Raw genomic sequence first — 15518 nt, forward strand, 5'->3', positions numbered from 1 at the left:
GACCGTGGTCCGTCCCGCCCCTCCTGGCGTGCGCGCCGCCTCGTCCTACGTGTCGGCGGCCTCCGCGGCGTCGAGCGCCGCCAGCTCCGCCAGGTCGTGGGCGATGAGCTCCGCGATCTGGATGGCGTTCAGCGCGGCGCCCTTGCGCAGGTTGTCGTTGCTGACGAACAGCACCAGGCCGCGGTCGTCCGGCACGGACTGGTCCTGCCGGATCCGGCCCACCAGGGACGGGTCGACGCCGGCCGCCGCGAGCGGCGTCGGGACGTCGGCCAGCTGGACGCCGGGGGCGTCGGCCAGCAGCTTGCGGGCCTCGTCGGGGCTGATGGCCTGCCCGAACTCGGCGTGGATCGACAGCGAGTGCCCCGTGAACACCGCCACCCGCACGCAGGTACCGGCCACGGCCAGGTCGGGCAGACCGAGGATCTTGCGGGACTCGTGGCGGAGCTTCTGCTCCTCGTCGGTCTCGCCCGAGCCGTCGTCGACCAGGCTGCCGGCCAGCGGCAGCACGTTGAACGCGATCGGCGCCGCGTAGATGGCGGGGTCCGGCAGGTCGACGGACCCGCCGTCGTGCACCAGGCCCTCGATCTCCTGCCCGACGGCGGCCCGCACCTGCCCGGCGAGCTCGGCCACGCCGGCCAGGCCGGAGCCGGACACCGCCTGATAGGTGGCCACGCGCAGCCGCTCCAGGCCCGCCGCCCGCGCCAGGGGCGCCAGCACCGGCATCGCGGCCATCGTGGTGCAGTTCGGGTTGGCCACGATGCCCTTGACGGCGTCCCCGATCGCGTCGGGGTTCACCTCGGAGACCACGAGCGGGACCTCGGGGTCCCGCCGCCAGGCCGACGAGTTGTCGATCACCAGGGCGCCCGCGTCGGCGAACCGGGGCGCGTGCTCGCGCGACGTGCCGCCGCCCGCGGAGAAGAGGGCGATGTCGATGTCGGCCAGGTCGTCGGTCGACGTCTCGGCGACGTCCTCCACGGGCACGTCCACGCCCGCGAACGGGAGGGTGGTGCCCGCCGAGCGGGCCGAGGCGAAGAACCGGATCGCCGCCACGGGGAACTCGCGCTCCTCCAGCAGGCGGCGCATGACGGCGCCCACCTGGCCGGTCGCGCCGACGACGGCGACGTTCACGCCCTGATCGTTGATGGCGACCATGTCAGCGCCCCGTTCCCGCGTAGACGACGGCCTCGCCGTCGGAGGCGTCGAGCTCGAACGCGGTGTGCACCGCGCGCACCGCGTCGTCCAGCGAGTCGGCGCGGGTCACCACGGAGATCCGGATCTCCGAGGTGGAGATCATCTCGATGTTGATGCCCGCGTCACGCAGCGCGCCGAAGAGCCGCGCCGAGACGCCAGGGTGCGACTTCATGCCGGCACCCACGAGCGACAGCTTGCCGATCTGGTCGTCGAACTGCAGCGAGTCGAAGGCCAGCTCGCCCTGCACCGCGGTGAGGGCGGCCATGGTGGCCGGGCCGTCGCCGTCCGGCAGCGTGAACGAGATGTCGGTGAGGCCCGTGGCCGCGGCCGACACGTTCTGCACGATCATGTCGATGTTCGCGCCGGCGCCGGCGACGACCTCGAAGATGCGGGCGGCCATACCGGGCACGTCCGGCACGCCGATCACGGTGATCTTGGACTCGGAGCGGTCGTGCGCGACACCGGAGATGATCGGGGCTTCCATGGCGTTCTCCTTCGACTTCTTCTCGGCCGCGACCACGCGCGTGCCGTCGTGGGCGCTGAACGAGCTGCGGACGTGCACCGGCACGCCGTAGCGGCGCGCGTACTCCACGCTGCGCAGCGCCAGCACCTTGGCGCCGCAGGCCGCGAGCTCCAGCATCTCCTCGTACGAGACCTGGTCGATCTTCCGGGCGGCCGGGACGATGCGCGGGTCGGCGGTGAACACGCCGTCCACGTCGGTGTAGATCTCGCAGACGTCGGCGTTCAGGCCGGCGGCGAGCGCCACCGCGGTGGTGTCGGAGCCGCCACGGCCGAGGGTGGTGACGTCGTTCGTGGCCTGCGTGACGCCCTGGAAGCCGGCCACGATCGCGACCTGCCCCCGGTTCAGGGTCTCGCGGATGCGGTGCGGCACGACGTCGACGATGCGCGCCCGCCCGTGCACGGCGTCCGTGATGACGCCGGCCTGCTGGCCCGTGTAGGACTTGGCCTTCACGCCCAGGTTGGTGATCGCCATCGCGAGCAGCGACATGGAGATGCGCTCGCCGGCGGTGAGGAGGATGTCGAGCTCCCGCTGCGGCGGGAGCGGGGTGATCTGCTGGGCGAGGTCGAGGAGCTCGTCGGTGGTGTCGCCCATGGCGCTCACCACCACGACCACGTCGTTACCCGCTCGCTTCGCCTCGGCGATCCGCTTCGCGACGCGCTTCACGCTGCGCGCGTCCCCGACCGAGGATCCGCCGTACTTCTGCACGACAAGTGCCATGCGCCTGCCTTCCGTTGCCGGCCCCCGTCTCTCTCAACGGCCCGCCGGGTGGTTGGGTTTGCGAATCGATGGTACGACGGCGGGAATTCCGGGCGCCGTGGCGTTCACCGTGCGGGACGGCGGTGTCTAGCCGGCGAAGACGTCCCAGGCCAGGCGGGCGATCAGGGCCCCGACCACGACGACGAAGACGACGCGGACGAACCTCGATCCCTTGGCCACGGCCATCCGGGCGCCGATGTAGGCGCCGACGAGGTTGGCCACGCCCATGCCCAGGCCGAGGGCCCAGATGACGGCGCCGCTGGGCACGAAGAAGAGCAGCGCGCCCAGGTTGGTCGCGAAGTTCACGATCTTGGCGATGGCCGACGCCGGGAGGAACGAGTACCCGAGCGCGCTGACCAGGCTGATGACCAGGAACGTGCCGGTGCCGGGCCCGAGCAGGCCGTCGTAGGCGCCGATGAGCAGGCCGATCAGGGCGGCGATGCGCCGGTGCCCGTTGCCGACCCAGCGCAGGTCGTCGTGCTGGCCGACGTTCGGCTTGAGCAGGGTCCAGGCCAGCACGGCGACGAGCACCACGAGGATGATCGGCTTGAAGAGCTCGGCCGGGATGTGCGAGGCGCCGATGGCGCCGCCGAACGCGCCGACCAAGGCCGCGAGCGCCATCGGCCCCGCGGTGCGCAGGTCGGGCTGGACGCGCCGGTAGTAGGTGATGGCGCTGGTCGAGGTGCCCATGATGCTGGCGAACTTGTTGGTCGCCAGGGCCTGGACCGGGCTGATGCCGGGGACGAGCAGCAGCGCGGGGAGCTGGATCAGCCCGCCCCCGCCGACCACGGCGTCGACCCATCCGGCGGCGAGACCGGCGAGCAGGAGGAGGACGACGGTCAGGAGATCGAGTTCGGGCACGTGTTGCATTGTGCCGCCCCGTAGGCTGACCTCTTGTGTACGAAGGCGCGGTCCAAGACCTGATCGACGAGCTCGGCCGGCTTCCCGGCGTCGGGCCCAAGAGTGCGCAGCGCATCGCGTTCCACCTGCTGGCCACGGACAACCACGAGGTCAAGCGGCTGGTCGACGCGCTCACCGAGGTGAAGCTGCGCGTGCGGTTCTGCGAGCTGTGCGGCAACGTGGCCGAGGCCGAGCGCTGCCGCATCTGCCTCGACCCGCGGCGCAGCGACGAGGTGATCTGCGTCGTGGAGGAGCCCAAGGACGTGGTCGCCATCGAGCGCACGCGCGAGTTCCGGGGCCGCTACCACGTGCTCGGCGGGGCCATCAATCCCATCGAGAACGTCGGCCCGGACGACCTGCGCATCAGCGAGCTGCTGGCCCGGCTCGCGGACGGGACAGTCCAGGAGGTCATCCTCGCGACCGACCCGAACGTCGAGGGAGAGGCCACGGCGACCTATCTTTCCCGACTGATGGGCCATATGGGTATCACTGTCTCGCGGCTGGCCTCGGGTCTGCCCGTGGGTGGAGACTTGGAGTACGCGGACGAGGTGACGCTCGGTCGCGCGTTCGAAGGCCGCCGTGTCATCGGCAACGACAAGTAGGTAGGGATCACCATGAGCGAGATCACGCCCGGGTCGGACCTCCGAGAGGTCGCTGACCAGGTGTCCGTACAGGCACGGACGTTCCTGTCGACGGTGACGCAGGTCGCCTCGGGCGGGATGCCGGGGGCGGAGCTCTCGCTGCTCGTGCTGGCGACGTCCGACCTGCTGGCCGCCGGGGCGCGGCTAGCGGCGATCGTGGACGTGGTGCCCAAGGAGCGTTACGAGCCGGACGCCGGCCCCGACACCGACCTCGACCCGCTGCGTGAGGCCCTGTCCAAGATGTTCGACGGGTTCGACGACTACACCGAGGTCGTGGACCCCGTCCTGGGCGAGGACGTGGGCGCCGCGTCGCTGTCCGGCGACCTGGCCTGCGTCGCCGAGGCCCTGGCCAAGGGCCTGCAGCACTTCGACAGCGGCCACGAGCTCGAGGCCCTGTGGTGGTGGCAGTTCTCCTACTTCTCCCTGTGGGGCGAGCGCGCGGCGTCGGCCCTGCGGGTGCTGCAGGTGCTGCTGGCGCACCTGCGCCTGGACGTGGAGGACGACGTCGCCGCCGAGGCGGAGTACGACGCCCTCCACTCCTGACGGTCAGGCGACGCGGGTCCCCTGCGCGAGCCGCGCGGTCGGGACCCGCAGCCGGTTCACGGCGACGATCACGCCGGCCGCGCCGAGCAGCAGGTCGAGCCCGAGGCCCCACGGCCAGACGAGCTGGTCGGTGACCTGGACGGGCTCCACGGGCGACTCGGGCTGCGGGCCCTCGCCCATGTAGACGCCCGTGCACCAGTCCCGCGGTCCGGAGTCGCCGGTCCGCGCGTACCGGACGCCGTACTGCAGCAGGGCGAGCATGTTCTCGTCCTCGCTCAGCGTCTCCGGGTCGCCGAGCGGCTGCGCGTCCGCGACCACGACGAACGGGTTGGGCGCGAGCAGCCACCAGGTGCGCTCGCTGTGCCATACCTGGGTCTCCTGGGTCTGCCACTCGCACTCGGGCGCGGTGGTCTCCTCCCAGGTGTACCCGGCCTCGACGGCCCACACCCGCACGGTCTCGGTGGTGGTCGTCGCCGGGACGAGCAGGCCGAACAGGATCGGCAGGACTGCGGTGATCCCGCCGACCGTGAGGTAGGTGAGCACCGCGGACCCCGAGGTCTTGGAGACCACGGCCGAGAAGCCGAGCCCGATGGCGCACACCACGCCGAGCACGAGCGCGAGCATGAGCACCGTGGTGAGCAGCGCGAGCCAGGACACGCCGCCGCCGACCAGCGCCCAGATCAGGAACGGGATGCTGGCCACGAGGAACGCGAGCGCCGCGATCCAGGCCGCGGCGAGCTTGCCGAGCACGATCTCCGCGGGCGTCAGCAGGGTGACCTGCAGCGTCGCGAGCGTGCCCGCGTTCCGGTCGCCGTTGATCGCGCCCGACGACAGGGTGGGCGCCACGAGCAGCCCGAGGAACAGGACGAAGCCGACGACGATGCTGTAGACCATCCCGCCGAACGTCTCGTCGGTGCCGCCGTCGCCCGAGATGATGGCGAACGCCCCGGTGGTCAGCATCGTGATCAGGCCGACCACGAGGAACCAGACGATCAGCGCGGTCTTCCACCGCGTGGAGCGCACGCGCTGCCGCAGCTCCAGCACCGTGACCGTCCGCAGGCCGTGCCAGGACAGGGACCAGGTGCCGCGCGTGCCGGGCACCGGGGCCGGGGCCTGCTCGACGACTTCCACGTCAGCGCTCATCGCCGCTCCTCCTCAAGGGCCAGGTAGGCCTGCTCCAGCACGCCGCCCGCGGGGGCGAGGCTCGACACGTCGATACCGGCCTCGACCGCGGACCGCAGCAGCGCCGCGGCCGCCGCGTCCCCGGCCAGCTCGACCAGCACGGCGGGGCCGTCCGGCTCCCGGCGGTAGGCCGGGCCGTTCTCGTCCAGCCAGGCCGTCAGCGCCTCGGGGTCCAGCCCGGTCAGGCGCCACTCGCGCGGCCGGTCGCCGTCGGCCACCGACTGGGTGGCGACCGTGCGCCCGCGGGAGATGAACACGGCGTCGTCGGCCATCTCGTCGAGCTCGGTGAGCACGTGCGAGGAGACCAGCACCGTCTTGCCCTCGGCGGCCAGCCGGCGCACGAGCACACGCAGGTCCACGCGGGAGCGCGGGTCCAGCCCGGAGGCGGGCTCGTCGAGCAGCAGGACGTCGGGGTCGTGCACCAGCGCCCGGGCCAGGCCCAGCCGCTGCTTCTGGCCGCGGGACAGCACGTGCGCGGGCTGGTCGGCGAACTCGGAGAGGTGGACCAGCTCCAGCAGCTCGCCGGCGCGGGCGCGGCCCGTCGCGGCGTCGATCCGGTAGGCCGCCGCGACCGTCGTCAGCACCTCGCGCGCGGTCAGCGAGTCCCAGGTGCCGAAGACGTCCGGCATCCAGCCCGTCCGCGAGCGCGCGGCGTAGTTCTGGGTCACCGGGTCGGCCCCGGCGATGCTGATGGTGCCCGCGTCGGGCGTCAGGAGCCCCGCGAGCATGAGCAGGAGGGTCGTCTTGCCCGACCCGTTGGGGCCGATGAGCGCGGTGACCCGGCCCGGTGCGGCGACCAGGTCGACGTCGGCCACAGCGTGCACCGGCCCGAACGAACGCCGCACGCCCTGCGCGCGGATACCACCGTCTGGTGTCATGCGGGGACACTAGCGTGCCCCACGGACCCGGGCCGTCAGGCCCCGGGATGAACCGCGCGTACGACCTGGGGATGACGTCGCAGGTCACCTACCGTGGGGAGCATGACCCTCACCCCGTCCCCCTGGCTCCGCAGGACGTTCGCCGCACCGAACGCCCTGTACCGGCACGGCCTGGGCCGCGTGCTCGGCCGGCGGTTCCTGCAGCTCACGCACGTCGGACGCCGGACCGGCGCCGCGCACACCGTGGTGCTGGAGGTGGTCCGGTACGACCCGGCGACGGGCGAGGCCGTCGTGGTCTCCGGGTTCGGCGAGGACGCCCAGTGGCTGCGCAACCTCCGCGCGAACAAGGACGCCCGGATCAGTTTCGGGCGGGCGCCGCGCCGCGCGACCGTGCGGTTCCTGGGGGCCGACGAGGCGTTCGACGCCATGACCGGCTACGAGCGGCGGTACGGGATCCTGCGGCCGGCGCTGCGCCGCACCCTCACCCTGTTCGCGGGGTTCGAGTACCGCGGCACCGACGAGGACCGGCGGCGTCTGGTCGGGCGGCTGCCGCTGGTCGCGTTCCGGCCCGCTCCGCCCGACCCGGCCTGAGGTCAGTCGCGGCGCGCCTTGCCCGCGACCCGCAGCAGCTCGCGCTCGCCGAAGGCCACGTTCTGGTCGATCGTTACCGTGACGTCGTCGCCGGAGAACCGCAGCTCCAGGCGCCACTCGAACGGGGTGCCGAGGAAGATCATCCGGCCGCGCAGGGTCGACTCGTCGGCCCAGGCCGCGGCGGCCGCGACGTCGGCCGGTGCGCCCAGCAGCGCGCAGCTCCCCGGGACCCACTCGCCGTGGCCGAACCGGATGGGCTGGTCCGCATCGGCCGTCGTGAACGTCAGCTCCGTGCCGCCGTCCGCGGCCCGGCCCACGGTCAGCGTGCCCAGGCCCCGCGGATTCGCCTCCAGCTCGTAGGTCACGCCCCGCAGGGACTCCTCCAGCGGGGACGACGCCGCGCCCGCCGGCGTCGGCAGGGCGGTCTCGCGGGCGGCGGTCTCGGCTTCGGCTTCGGCTTCGGTCCCGGTGGGGCCTGCCCAGACGTCGTCCGGCAGCAGGGTCTCCCACACGACGTCGAGCACGGACTGCAGGTCCAGCAGGCCCGAGGTCATCGTGATGACCAGGTCCCGCTCCGGCCAGACGATTACGTACTGGCCGAACGCGCCGTCGGCCCGGTAGGCGCCGTGGCGGCACTGCCAGAACTGGTAGCCGTAGCCCTGGTTCCAGTCGGGCCAGTCGTGCGGGCCGTTCGGCACCTGCCCGGCGGTCGCTGCCGCGACCCACTTCGCGGGGACGAGCTGCCTCCCCTCCCAGACGCCGCCCCGCAGGTAGAGCTGCCCGAACGCGGCCATCTCCTCGGTGGTGATCGACAGCCCGAACCCGCCCACGTCGATGCCGTCCGGGTCCTGCTCCCAGGTGGCGTGCGTGATGCCGAGCGGCGCCAGCAGGCGCGGCGTCAGGTAGTCGAGCAGCCGCTCGCCCGTGAGCCGGTGCAGGATCGCCGACAGCAGGTAGGTCGCGCCCGTGTTGTAGACGAAGTGCGTGCCCGGCACGTGCTCGAGGGGCTGCGCCAGGATCGCGCGCGCCCAGCCCGTGCCCGGCATCGAGATGGTGCGGCCGGCGCCCGCCATCGTGGAGGCACTGCGGCCCGTGGTCATCGTCAGCAGGTCGCGCACGCGCATGGCGCGCAGGTGCTCGCCCGGGTCGGCGGGGGCGTCGTCGGGCAGGAGGTCGACGACCTTGTCGTCCAGGGCGAGCAGCCCCTCGTGGACCGCGAGGCCGACCGCCGTCGACGTGAAGCTCTTGCTCACCGAGAACATGACGTGCGGGCGGTCAGCCGTGTGCGGGTGCCACCAGGACTCGGCGATCACCTGGCCGTGGCGCAGCACCATCAGGCTGTGCACGTCCTCCAGCGCGTCCAGGCGGTCGACGAGACGCCGCAGCGCCGCGGGGTCGACTCCCTCGGCCTCGGGGGTGGAGCGGGGCAGGATCCGCGACATGCTGGAGCACGTCCTTTCGCTGGGCGACGCGACATTCTCACCCCACGGGTTCGCGCCTGTCGACCAGCCGCCGGAACGCACCGTCCGCGAGCGACCAGGCGCTCTCGCGGCTCTCGCGTGCCGGCCTGGGCTCCGCCAGCGCCGTCTCGGCGAGGCCCAGCTCCGCCTCGACGAAGCGCGGCAGCACCTCCGGCACCACGATCGCGCCCATCTCCCGGGTGGCCGACTTGTGGCGGACCAGCTCTTCGACGGCGGCCCGGACGTCGCCGGGCACCGCGGAGCCCGCGACGAGCGTCGAGAGGTCCATCGGCGGGGTCGCCGCACCGTCCCGCACGCGCATCCAGCGCAGCGTGACCGCCGGCCGCAGGGCGTAGAGGAACTTCTTGGCCACCCCGGTCGACGCGTACAGGCCCAGGCTGCTCCGGCCGACGTGCAGGTAGTGGTTCATCAGTGCGCGCCGGTCCACCGTGTCGCCGGCCAGGGCCAGCAGCTCGTCGCGCACGGCGACGTCGCCCCGGTACACGATCGGCGAGCGCAGCCACTCCCCGACCGTGGCGTTGCCCTTGACCATCAGCCCGAGCGCCTTGCGCACGTCCCAGCCGTTGACGTCGAAGACCTTGTCCAGCGGCGTCTCGATCACGTCCCGCCGCGCGCGCAGGCCCAGGTAGTCGTCGGCACGGCGCACGTACAGGAACCGGCAGTCGTAGTCCGAGTCCGGCGACGGGAAGCCCCAGGCGCGGCTGCCGCTCTCGATCGCCCAGAGCACCCGCACGTCGTACTCCTGCTCGACCCGGTCAAGGCGCGCGTCGATGGCCCGGACGACTTCCGGGTCCATCGAGTCAGGGATGCTCCGCATCTCCGGAAGCTAGCGTCCGGGCGACCACGGAGTCGTCCTGATTTCGCTCGCCGGGCCCGGCTCAGCCCCGCAGCCGCTCCCTGGCCTCCATCAGGGCGAAGCCCAGCAGGTTGAGCCCGCGCCACGCGGCGGGGCGCTCCGCGTTCTCGTTCCGGGCGCCCATCCCGATGCCCCACACCCGGTCGCGCGGGCTGGCCTCGACCAGCACCCGGGAGCCGGTGCGCAGCAGGTAGTCGCGCAGCTCGGGCCGGGACGCGAACTTGTGCTCGTTGCCCCGCACCACGATCTCGAACCGCTCCCGCACCCAGACCTCGTCGTCGAAGTCGCGGACCGTGCGGCCGGCGGCCTTCGCCAGCGCCGGGTTCGGCGCGTCGACCGCGGCGCGCTCGGCCTCCGGGTCGCCGAACAGCCGGGCCTTCTGCGCCATCATCCAGTGCTCGGCCGTGCGGTAGTGCACGCCGTCCACGGTGAACGGCGCCTCGAACCACTGGCTCAGGCTGCCCCGGCCGACGGCGCCGTCCGCCTCGGGCTGGTGCCCCCAGAAGTGCAGGTACCTGGGCGTCGCGCCGGCGTCGACGAGCGCCCGGAGCTCGTCGACGGAGCGGGCGGAGGCAGGCCGGAGCGTGACGTCGTGGGACATGCCCGGAAGTGTGCCAGGAGCCACTGACACAGCTCGCGCAGGACCGGTCAGGCGGTCCGGGCGGCGGTGCGGACCGCCTGCTCCTTCATGGTCGCCGTGGTGAGCTCCACCCACCGCGCCACGACCAGCAGCTCGTCCTGGGAGAACTGCTCGGTCACCCGGCCCATGGCCTGCGCCATCTCGGTCACAGCCGCCTTGACCTGGGGCGATGCCGGTGCGGTGGCCTCGATCACGAGCCGTCGCCGGTCCGTCTCGTGGCGGGTGCGCCGGGCGTAGCCGGCGTGCTCCAGGCGGTCCACGAGGCCCGTGACCGCGCCCGCGGTGAGGCCCGTCCGGTTGGCGAGCTCACGCGCCGACATGGGGCCCTCCCGGCGGATGACGCCGAGCGCCTTGTTGTCCGCGGCGGAGAGGCCCATCAGGGCGCCGAGCGCCTCGTGGAACATCACGACGGCGTCGCTCAGCTCGGCGCCGAGCCGCGCCCCGGGATCAGCGGGTGTTGACATGAACCCATTGTGCACTCCACGATATGGTTTAGTTTACTAAATCATTCAGTCGAACGAACGGAGTCCATCATGTCCGGAGCAGTCGCGATCCTCGCCGAGACCTGGCGGTTCTTCGCCCGCCACTACCTGGTCGTGCTCGCCTTCGGCGCGCTCGCCTCGGCGCAACGCTTCCTCTCGGTGAGCGGCACCGCCGACTGGGCCGGCGGCGCGGGCGGCGAGATCTTCACGGCGGTCGCTCGCATCGCCTTCGTCGCCTGGGCGGCGGCCACCCTCCTGCGCGGCACCACCTGGCAGGATGCCGGGGCGCGCTGGTCGGCGTGGAACACGCGGAACTGGCCGACGGTCCTGGCGACCATGGGCCTGCTGGCGCTGTTCCTCGTCGTCTTCAAGGTGATCCCCGACGCGCTCGCCGGGCGCGTCGGCGGCATCGACCGGGAGACCTGGCTGGCATGGGAGCTCGCGATCAAGAACGTCACGGTGATCCCGTTCACCATGCTGTGGATGACGATGCTCCTGGCGGTCCGTCCGCTCACCTCCGACGTCCCGGCCGGCGAACGGGTCAGCTAGCGACGACCTCGACCTCGAAGCCGTCCTCGTTCTCCAGGTAGGCCGCGTAGTGGTCGGGCCCGCCGGCGTGCGGGTGCCGGTCGGCGAACATGAGCGACCAGCCGTGCGCGGGCGCGGCCCCGGTCAGCCGGTCCACCTCGGCGGGCGTGCCCCCGTGGAACGCGAGGTGGTTCAGCCCCGGCGCGAGGCGGTCGTGCGCACCGGACCCCATCGCAGGGCTCTGCTCGACGACGACGTAGGTGTCGTCGAGGATCCAGCTCACGCCGGCCGACCAGCGCTGGTGCTCGGCGTAGCCGAGCGTCGTCAGGAGCCAGCCCCAGGACTCCTCGGCGCGCGCGAGGGACGGCACCCAGAGCTCGACGTGGTGCAGGCGCCCGCGGCTCACGGGGCGGCCGCCGCGATGACGCGGGTGAGGCTGCGGTGGAGCAGGCCGAGCTCCTCGGCGGACATGCCCAGGCGCTCCATGATCGCGGGCGGCACGCGCAGGGCCTGCTCGCGCAGGGCGCGCCCCTCCTCGGTGAGCTCCACCGCCAGGGCGCGCTCGTCGCGGGGATCGCGGCGACGCGTCACGTAGCCGATCGCCTCGAGGCGCTTGAGCAGCGGGGAGAGGGTGCCGGGGTCGAGCTGCAGCAGCCCGCTGAGCTGCTTGACCGAGAGCGGCGACTGCTCCCACAGGGCGAGCATGACCAGGTACTGCGGGTGCGTGATGCCCATCGGCTCGAGCAGCGGCCGGTAGAGCGCGATGACGCTGCGCGAGGCGACGGCGAGGGCGAAGCACACCTGACGGTCGAGGGCCAGGAGGTCCTCGGGGTCGGGCGCGACGTCGGCGTGGGACGTGGCGGTCATGCGGCTCCTCTCGGCTCGTGACCGGGCTCGTTCTTGACCAGGCTAACAGTTGGTGTGCAAACTATTGGTACACCAACCAAATGGAGGCAGGGCATGCGCAACCGCGACGGTCTGACCCTGGGCTACCGCGTGCTGTGGCGGCTCAACTGGCTGCTGCTGCACGTGGCGGGCCCGGCCGAGCAGTCCGAGGACCGCGATCCGCGGCGCAGGCTGGAGCGCGAACGCGCCGAGAAGGTGGCCCGGTACCGGGCGCAGCAGGCAGAGGGCTGACAGCCGGGGCTCAGTGCCCGGCCGCGGTCAGCAGGTCGCGCGACAGCGGCGCGAGCGGGTAGCTCGCGACCGGGTCCGCGGGGTCAATCCAGACGAGCTCCTCGAGCTCCGCCTGGACGGCGATCTGCTCACCGTCGCGCAGCCGCACCCGGTAGGCGTACGCGTCGACCACGTGGTCGGGCTCGTTCGCGGCGGGTGCACCGAACCGCCCGATGCTCTCGATGTCGGCCGGATCGAGCCGGACCCCGACCTCCTCCTCGAACTCGCGCAGCAGCGCCGCCAGCGGCTCCTCGCCGGGCTCGATCTTGCCGCCCACCTGCATGAACGCCTGGGTTCCGCGCTTGCGGACCAGCAGGTGCCGCCCGTCGGCACGCTCCACGACCGCCGCGACGATCCGCAGCGTCGTCCGACCGTCCGATCCGCTCATGCTCTCCCCGTTCCCGCTCATGACTGCTCCACGATCTCGTCGATCACCGTGCCACCCAGCACCTGCACCACGAGCGACACGCCCGCCAGTCCCCCGGTGACGATGTCCGGGTCGTCGTCGGACGGCTCGTCGTAGTAGTCCTGCCCGTCACCCGACGCCGGTCCGTTGTCCGCGGGCTGCGGGGCGCGGGGAGCCGACTGCGTGCCGCCGGCGGCAGCGGCACGGGCACGACGCTCGGCCGCCTGCCGAAGGGCCTCCCGGGCGCTGCCGGCGCCCGTCACCGGAGCGGACTGGGCCGGGGGTGCGGACTGGGCCAGAGGGGCGGTCCGCGCCGCAGGTGAGGTGGGCGCGGCCGCGGGCTGGGCGGGGCGGCCCGCCGGGGCGGAGTCCTCGTAGACCGGCTCGGGCTCCGGCATGTCGTAGTCCGCGGGCGGCTCGGTCGCACTGGCGCCCGCGAGCCAGGCCTGGTCGGCCGCGCTGGCCGCGGACGGCGAGCGGGCCGGCTCGGGACGGGACGGCTCGGGACGCGAGGGCTCGGGACGGGACGGCTGGGGCCGCTCGGCGACCGCGACGCTCCCCTGTGCCACGACCGGTCCCGGGACCGAGGCGTTCGCCGCCGAGACGGTGGCGGTCGCGGGTGCCGAGACCGTGACGGCGCCGCCGCCCGGGGCGGGGACATCGGGCCAGTCCGGCTCCGGAGCCGCGATTGGAGCCGCGGCAGGGGCCGGGGCCGGGGCCTCGCCGCGCGGTTCGCCCGAGGACGGCGCGGGGCCCGGGGCGCCGCCCGAGGGACCGCCGCCGGACGGGCCGCCGCCACCCGACGGGCCCTCGTCGAGCGTCGCCTCGACGCGCACCCGGATGCCGAGGGTCTGGTAGACCGCCTCCTCGACGGCGCTCGTGTGCCGCGCGTTGGAGAAGGCGCGGGCCAGGCCAGGCGCGCCGAAACCGAGCTTCAGGGTGCCGCCCTCCAGGGCCGCGACCTGCGCGTTCGGGCCGACGAGCGACCACGTCACCCGGGCGGCGGCGAGGGCGCCGAGCACCTCCTGCCAGCGCCGGCGGACGGTCTCGGTGGTGACCTCCGGCTCCGCGCCCGAGGACGGTGCGGTCTGGGCCGCGGCGGGTGCCGGAGCAGTCTGGGCTGCGGCGGGTTCGGGCGTCGTGGGTCCTGGCGCCGCCTCCGTCGCGGCAGGCTCGCGCTCCGCCGGCGGGGGCGTGGCCGCCGCGGGCTCCGGCGCCGCGCGCTCCGGCGCCGTCGGCTCCGGGGTCGCAGCAGGAGCGGGCTCCTGTGCCTGGGCGGGAGCAGGCTCCGGGGCGGGAGATGGCGTAGCCGCCGGTCGAGCGGGCTCGGCCGCCCCCTGGCCCCGGCCCGGCGACCCTTGCTTCTTGCGCGCGTCGAGCACCGCCCGTGCGGCGGCGGCACCGGCGAGCCCGACGGCCGCCGGGTCCTGGGCCGGGACGACGTCGTCGGCCGCACCACCGCGAGCGGGCACGCCGGCACCACCCGGGCCGGCCGGGGCCGGCGCACCCGACGCCACGATGCCGCCCCGTTCGAGCCGGTCGATGCGGGCGGCGAGGCCCGCGGCGCCGTCGTCGGCACCGGGGAGGAGCAGGCGGGCGCACAGGAGCTCGAGGTGCAGGCGCGGCGAGGTGGCGCCCGTCATCTCGGTGAGGGCCACGTTCACGAGGTCCGCAGCCCGGGAGAGCTCGGCCACGCCGAGCCGGCCGGCCTGGGCCCGCATCCGTTCGAGCTGGTCGCTGGGGATGGCGCGCAGCACGGCGTCGGCGGCGTCGCCCGAGACCGCGATGACGATGAGGTCGCGCAGGCGCTCCAGGACGTCCTCGACGAACCGGCGCGGCTCGTGCCCCGTGGCGATGATCTGGTCCACGACCCGGAAGATCGAGCCGCCGTCGCGCGCGGCGAGCGCGTCGACGACGTCGTCCAGCAGGGTGGCGTGGGTAAAGCCGAGCAGGCCGACCGCGAGGTCGTAGTCGACGACGCCGCCCGTGGCGCCCGCGATGAGCTGGTCCATCACGGACAGTGAGTCACGCACCGAGCCGCCGCCCGCACGGGTGACCAGCGGGAGCACTCCCCCGCCCACCTCGATGCCCTCGGCGCCGCAGAGGTGCTCCAGGTAGGGCGACAGCACGTCCGGCGGAACGAGCCGGAACGGGTAGTGGTGCGTGCGCGACCGGATGGTGCCGATCACCTTGTCCGGCTCCGTGGTCGCGAAGATGAACTTGATGTGGGCCGGGGGCTCCTCGACGATCTTGAGCAGCGCGTTGAAGCCCTGCGGCGTCACCATGTGCGCCTCGTCGAGGATGAAGATCTTGTAGCGGTCGCGGGCCGGGGCGAACGTGGCGCGCTCGCGCAGGTCACGCGCGTCGTCCACACCGTTGTGGGAGGCGGCGTCGATCTCGACCACGTCGAGCGACCCGGGGCCGCCGCGCGCCAGCTCGACGCACGAGGGGCACTCGCCGCACGGGGTGTCGATGGGCGACTCGGGCGTGTTCTTCGCGCAGTTCAGCGTGCGCGCGAGGATCCGGGCCGACGTCGTCTTGCCGCAGCCACGCGGGCCGCTGAACAGATAGGCGTGGTTCACCCGTCCGCTGCGCAGGGCCTGCATGAGGGGGCCCGTGACGTGGTCCTGGCCGATCACCTCGGCGAACGTCTCGGGCCGGTAGCGGCGGTAGAGGGCGGTGCTCACCCCCGCAACGATAGACGCCACCACCGACACTGACGACGTGGCCGTCCACAGGTGGAC

The 15518-nt window shown here is 73.4% G+C and carries 18 protein-coding genes; 5 read left to right on the top strand and 13 right to left on the bottom strand.

Features of this window, described 5'->3' with window-relative positions; all coding sequences use genetic code 11:
* Positions 1–45: 45 nt before the first annotated feature.
* From ACFU5G_RS23225 to ACFU5G_RS23235, 3 genes are all read right to left on the bottom strand, one after another.
* The gene (locus tag ACFU5G_RS23225; protein WP_377250110.1) at positions 46–1152 is read right to left on the bottom strand and encodes an aspartate-semialdehyde dehydrogenase; all 1107 of its coding nucleotides are present in this window, start codon (positions 1150–1152) and stop codon (positions 46–48) included.
* A 1-nt stretch (position 1153) separates the two neighbouring features.
* On the bottom strand, positions 1154–2431 hold the full coding sequence (locus ACFU5G_RS23230; RefSeq protein ID WP_285108006.1) for an aspartate kinase: 1278 nt from the start codon (positions 2429–2431) through the stop codon (positions 1154–1156).
* 126 nt (positions 2432–2557) lie between these two features.
* Complete coding sequence (locus ACFU5G_RS23235; RefSeq protein WP_377250113.1) at positions 2558–3340, bottom strand: TSUP family transporter; 783 nt, start codon at positions 3338–3340, stop codon at positions 2558–2560.
* 26 nt (positions 3341–3366) lie between these two features.
* On the opposite strand from ACFU5G_RS23235, the gene recR reads away from it, so the two are divergent.
* Both recR and ACFU5G_RS23245 read left to right on the top strand, forming a co-directional pair.
* A complete protein-coding gene (recR, locus tag ACFU5G_RS23240; RefSeq protein ID WP_182619587.1) occupies positions 3367–3972 on the top strand; it encodes a recombination mediator RecR in 606 nt (201 codons plus the stop codon).
* A gap of 12 nt (positions 3973–3984) precedes the next feature.
* Positions 3985–4554, top strand: a complete 570-nt coding sequence (locus ACFU5G_RS23245; RefSeq protein ID WP_377250115.1) for a DUF5063 domain-containing protein — start codon at positions 3985–3987, stop codon at positions 4552–4554.
* Positions 4555–4557: 3 nt separating this feature from the next.
* Here ACFU5G_RS23245 and ACFU5G_RS23250 read toward each other — a convergent pair whose 3' ends face one another.
* Positions 4558–5697, bottom strand: a complete 1140-nt coding sequence (locus ACFU5G_RS23250; RefSeq protein ID WP_377250117.1) for an ABC transporter permease — start codon at positions 5695–5697, stop codon at positions 4558–4560.
* On the bottom strand, positions 5694–6614 hold the full coding sequence (locus tag ACFU5G_RS23255; RefSeq protein WP_377250119.1) for an ABC transporter ATP-binding protein: 921 nt from the start codon (positions 6612–6614) through the stop codon (positions 5694–5696). Before ACFU5G_RS23255 ends, ACFU5G_RS23250 begins: the two co-directional genes overlap by 4 nt.
* Before the next feature lie 102 nt (positions 6615–6716).
* Here ACFU5G_RS23255 and ACFU5G_RS23260 point away from each other — a divergent pair, with 102 nt between their 5' ends.
* Positions 6717–7205 (top strand): nitroreductase family deazaflavin-dependent oxidoreductase, encoded by a 489-nt coding sequence (locus tag ACFU5G_RS23260; RefSeq protein ID WP_377250122.1) that lies wholly within the window; start codon positions 6717–6719, stop codon positions 7203–7205.
* 2 nt (positions 7206–7207) lie between these two features.
* Here the strand turns inward: ACFU5G_RS23260 and ACFU5G_RS23265 are convergent, their stop codons facing one another.
* The 4 genes from ACFU5G_RS23265 to ACFU5G_RS23280 all read right to left on the bottom strand — a co-directional run bounded on the left by ACFU5G_RS23265 (position 7208) and on the right by ACFU5G_RS23280 (position 10646).
* Positions 7208–8647, bottom strand: a complete 1440-nt coding sequence (locus ACFU5G_RS23265; protein ID WP_377250125.1) for a serine hydrolase domain-containing protein — start codon at positions 8645–8647, stop codon at positions 7208–7210.
* Between the two features lie 37 nt (positions 8648–8684).
* Entirely contained in the window at positions 8685–9503 is an 819-nt protein-coding gene (locus tag ACFU5G_RS23270; RefSeq protein WP_377250128.1) for a DNA polymerase beta superfamily protein, read from the bottom strand.
* 61 nt (positions 9504–9564) lie between these two features.
* Positions 9565–10143: an NADAR family protein gene (locus tag ACFU5G_RS23275; protein ID WP_377250130.1), complete on the bottom strand. Its 579-nt coding sequence runs from the start codon at positions 10141–10143 to the stop codon at positions 9565–9567.
* A 47-nt stretch (positions 10144–10190) separates the two neighbouring features.
* Positions 10191–10646 carry a MarR family transcriptional regulator gene (locus tag ACFU5G_RS23280; RefSeq protein WP_377250132.1) on the bottom strand — a complete coding sequence of 152 codons (456 nt, stop codon included), beginning with the start codon at positions 10644–10646 and terminating at the stop codon, positions 10191–10193.
* 69 nt (positions 10647–10715) lie between these two features.
* Between ACFU5G_RS23280 and ACFU5G_RS23285 the strand changes: the two genes are divergently transcribed.
* Positions 10716–11213, top strand: a complete 498-nt coding sequence (locus ACFU5G_RS23285) for a hypothetical protein (RefSeq protein ID WP_377250134.1) — start codon at positions 10716–10718, stop codon at positions 11211–11213.
* Here ACFU5G_RS23285 and ACFU5G_RS23290 read toward each other — a convergent pair.
* A complete protein-coding gene (locus ACFU5G_RS23290) occupies positions 11206–11598 on the bottom strand; it encodes a VOC family protein (RefSeq protein ID WP_377250136.1) in 393 nt (130 codons plus the stop codon). The two genes, ACFU5G_RS23285 and ACFU5G_RS23290, sit on opposite strands and share 8 nt — an antisense overlap.
* Positions 11595–12059, bottom strand: coding sequence for a MarR family winged helix-turn-helix transcriptional regulator (locus ACFU5G_RS23295; protein WP_377250138.1), 465 nt, complete (start codon positions 12057–12059; stop codon positions 11595–11597). The genes ACFU5G_RS23290 and ACFU5G_RS23295 overlap by 4 nt, the downstream gene beginning before the upstream one ends.
* Positions 12060–12152: 93 nt before the next feature.
* Here ACFU5G_RS23295 and ACFU5G_RS23300 point away from each other — a divergent pair, with 93 nt between their 5' ends.
* Positions 12153–12329, top strand: a complete 177-nt coding sequence (locus ACFU5G_RS23300; RefSeq protein ID WP_377250140.1) for a hypothetical protein — start codon at positions 12153–12155, stop codon at positions 12327–12329.
* A 10-nt stretch (positions 12330–12339) separates the two neighbouring features.
* Here the strand turns inward: ACFU5G_RS23300 and ACFU5G_RS23305 are convergent, their stop codons facing one another.
* Together ACFU5G_RS23305 and ACFU5G_RS23310 are read right to left on the bottom strand one after the other, a co-directional pair.
* On the bottom strand, positions 12340–12777 hold the full coding sequence (locus ACFU5G_RS23305; RefSeq protein WP_377250142.1) for an NUDIX domain-containing protein: 438 nt from the start codon (positions 12775–12777) through the stop codon (positions 12340–12342).
* Entirely contained in the window at positions 12774–15461 is a 2688-nt protein-coding gene (locus tag ACFU5G_RS23310) for a DNA polymerase III subunit gamma and tau (protein WP_377250145.1), read from the bottom strand. The genes ACFU5G_RS23305 and ACFU5G_RS23310 overlap by 4 nt, the downstream gene beginning before the upstream one ends.
* Between the last annotated feature and the right edge of the window lie 57 nt (positions 15462–15518).

It is taken from the genome of Promicromonospora sp. NPDC057488 (genome assembly GCF_042802395.1).
Classification (GTDB): Bacteria; Actinomycetota; Actinomycetes; order Actinomycetales; family Cellulomonadaceae; genus Promicromonospora.

What these genes read in the sequence shown, in the direction of transcription:
- ACFU5G_RS23235 (WP_377250113.1), bottom strand. Translation starts at nt 3,340, where the DNA reads ATGCAACACGTGCCCGAACTCGATCTCCTGACCGTCGTCCTCCTCCTG.
- ACFU5G_RS23255 (WP_377250119.1), bottom strand. Translation starts at nt 6,614, where the DNA reads ATGACACCAGACGGTGGTATCCGCGCGCAGGGCGTGCGGCGTTCGTTC.
- ACFU5G_RS23295 (WP_377250138.1), bottom strand. Translation starts at nt 12,059, where the DNA reads ATGACCGCCACGTCCCACGCCGACGTCGCGCCCGACCCCGAGGACCTC.
- ACFU5G_RS23245 (WP_377250115.1), top strand. Translation starts at nt 3,985, where the DNA reads ATGAGCGAGATCACGCCCGGGTCGGACCTCCGAGAGGTCGCTGACCAG.
- ACFU5G_RS23265 (WP_377250125.1), bottom strand. Translation starts at nt 8,647, where the DNA reads ATGTCGCGGATCCTGCCCCGCTCCACCCCCGAGGCCGAGGGAGTCGAC.
- ACFU5G_RS23300 (WP_377250140.1), top strand. Translation starts at nt 12,153, where the DNA reads ATGCGCAACCGCGACGGTCTGACCCTGGGCTACCGCGTGCTGTGGCGG.
- ACFU5G_RS23225 (WP_377250110.1), bottom strand. Translation starts at nt 1,152, where the DNA reads ATGGTCGCCATCAACGATCAGGGCGTGAACGTCGCCGTCGTCGGCGCG.
- ACFU5G_RS23260 (WP_377250122.1), top strand. Translation starts at nt 6,717, where the DNA reads ATGACCCTCACCCCGTCCCCCTGGCTCCGCAGGACGTTCGCCGCACCG.
- ACFU5G_RS23305 (WP_377250142.1), bottom strand. Translation starts at nt 12,777, where the DNA reads ATGAGCGGGAACGGGGAGAGCATGAGCGGATCGGACGGTCGGACGACG.
- ACFU5G_RS23250 (WP_377250117.1), bottom strand. Translation starts at nt 5,697, where the DNA reads ATGAGCGCTGACGTGGAAGTCGTCGAGCAGGCCCCGGCCCCGGTGCCC.
- ACFU5G_RS23285 (WP_377250134.1), top strand. Translation starts at nt 10,716, where the DNA reads ATGTCCGGAGCAGTCGCGATCCTCGCCGAGACCTGGCGGTTCTTCGCC.
- ACFU5G_RS23275 (WP_377250130.1), bottom strand. Translation starts at nt 10,143, where the DNA reads ATGTCCCACGACGTCACGCTCCGGCCTGCCTCCGCCCGCTCCGTCGAC.
- ACFU5G_RS23270 (WP_377250128.1), bottom strand. Translation starts at nt 9,503, where the DNA reads ATGCGGAGCATCCCTGACTCGATGGACCCGGAAGTCGTCCGGGCCATC.
- ACFU5G_RS23230 (WP_285108006.1), bottom strand. Translation starts at nt 2,431, where the DNA reads ATGGCACTTGTCGTGCAGAAGTACGGCGGATCCTCGGTCGGGGACGCG.
- ACFU5G_RS23280 (WP_377250132.1), bottom strand. Translation starts at nt 10,646, where the DNA reads ATGTCAACACCCGCTGATCCCGGGGCGCGGCTCGGCGCCGAGCTGAGC.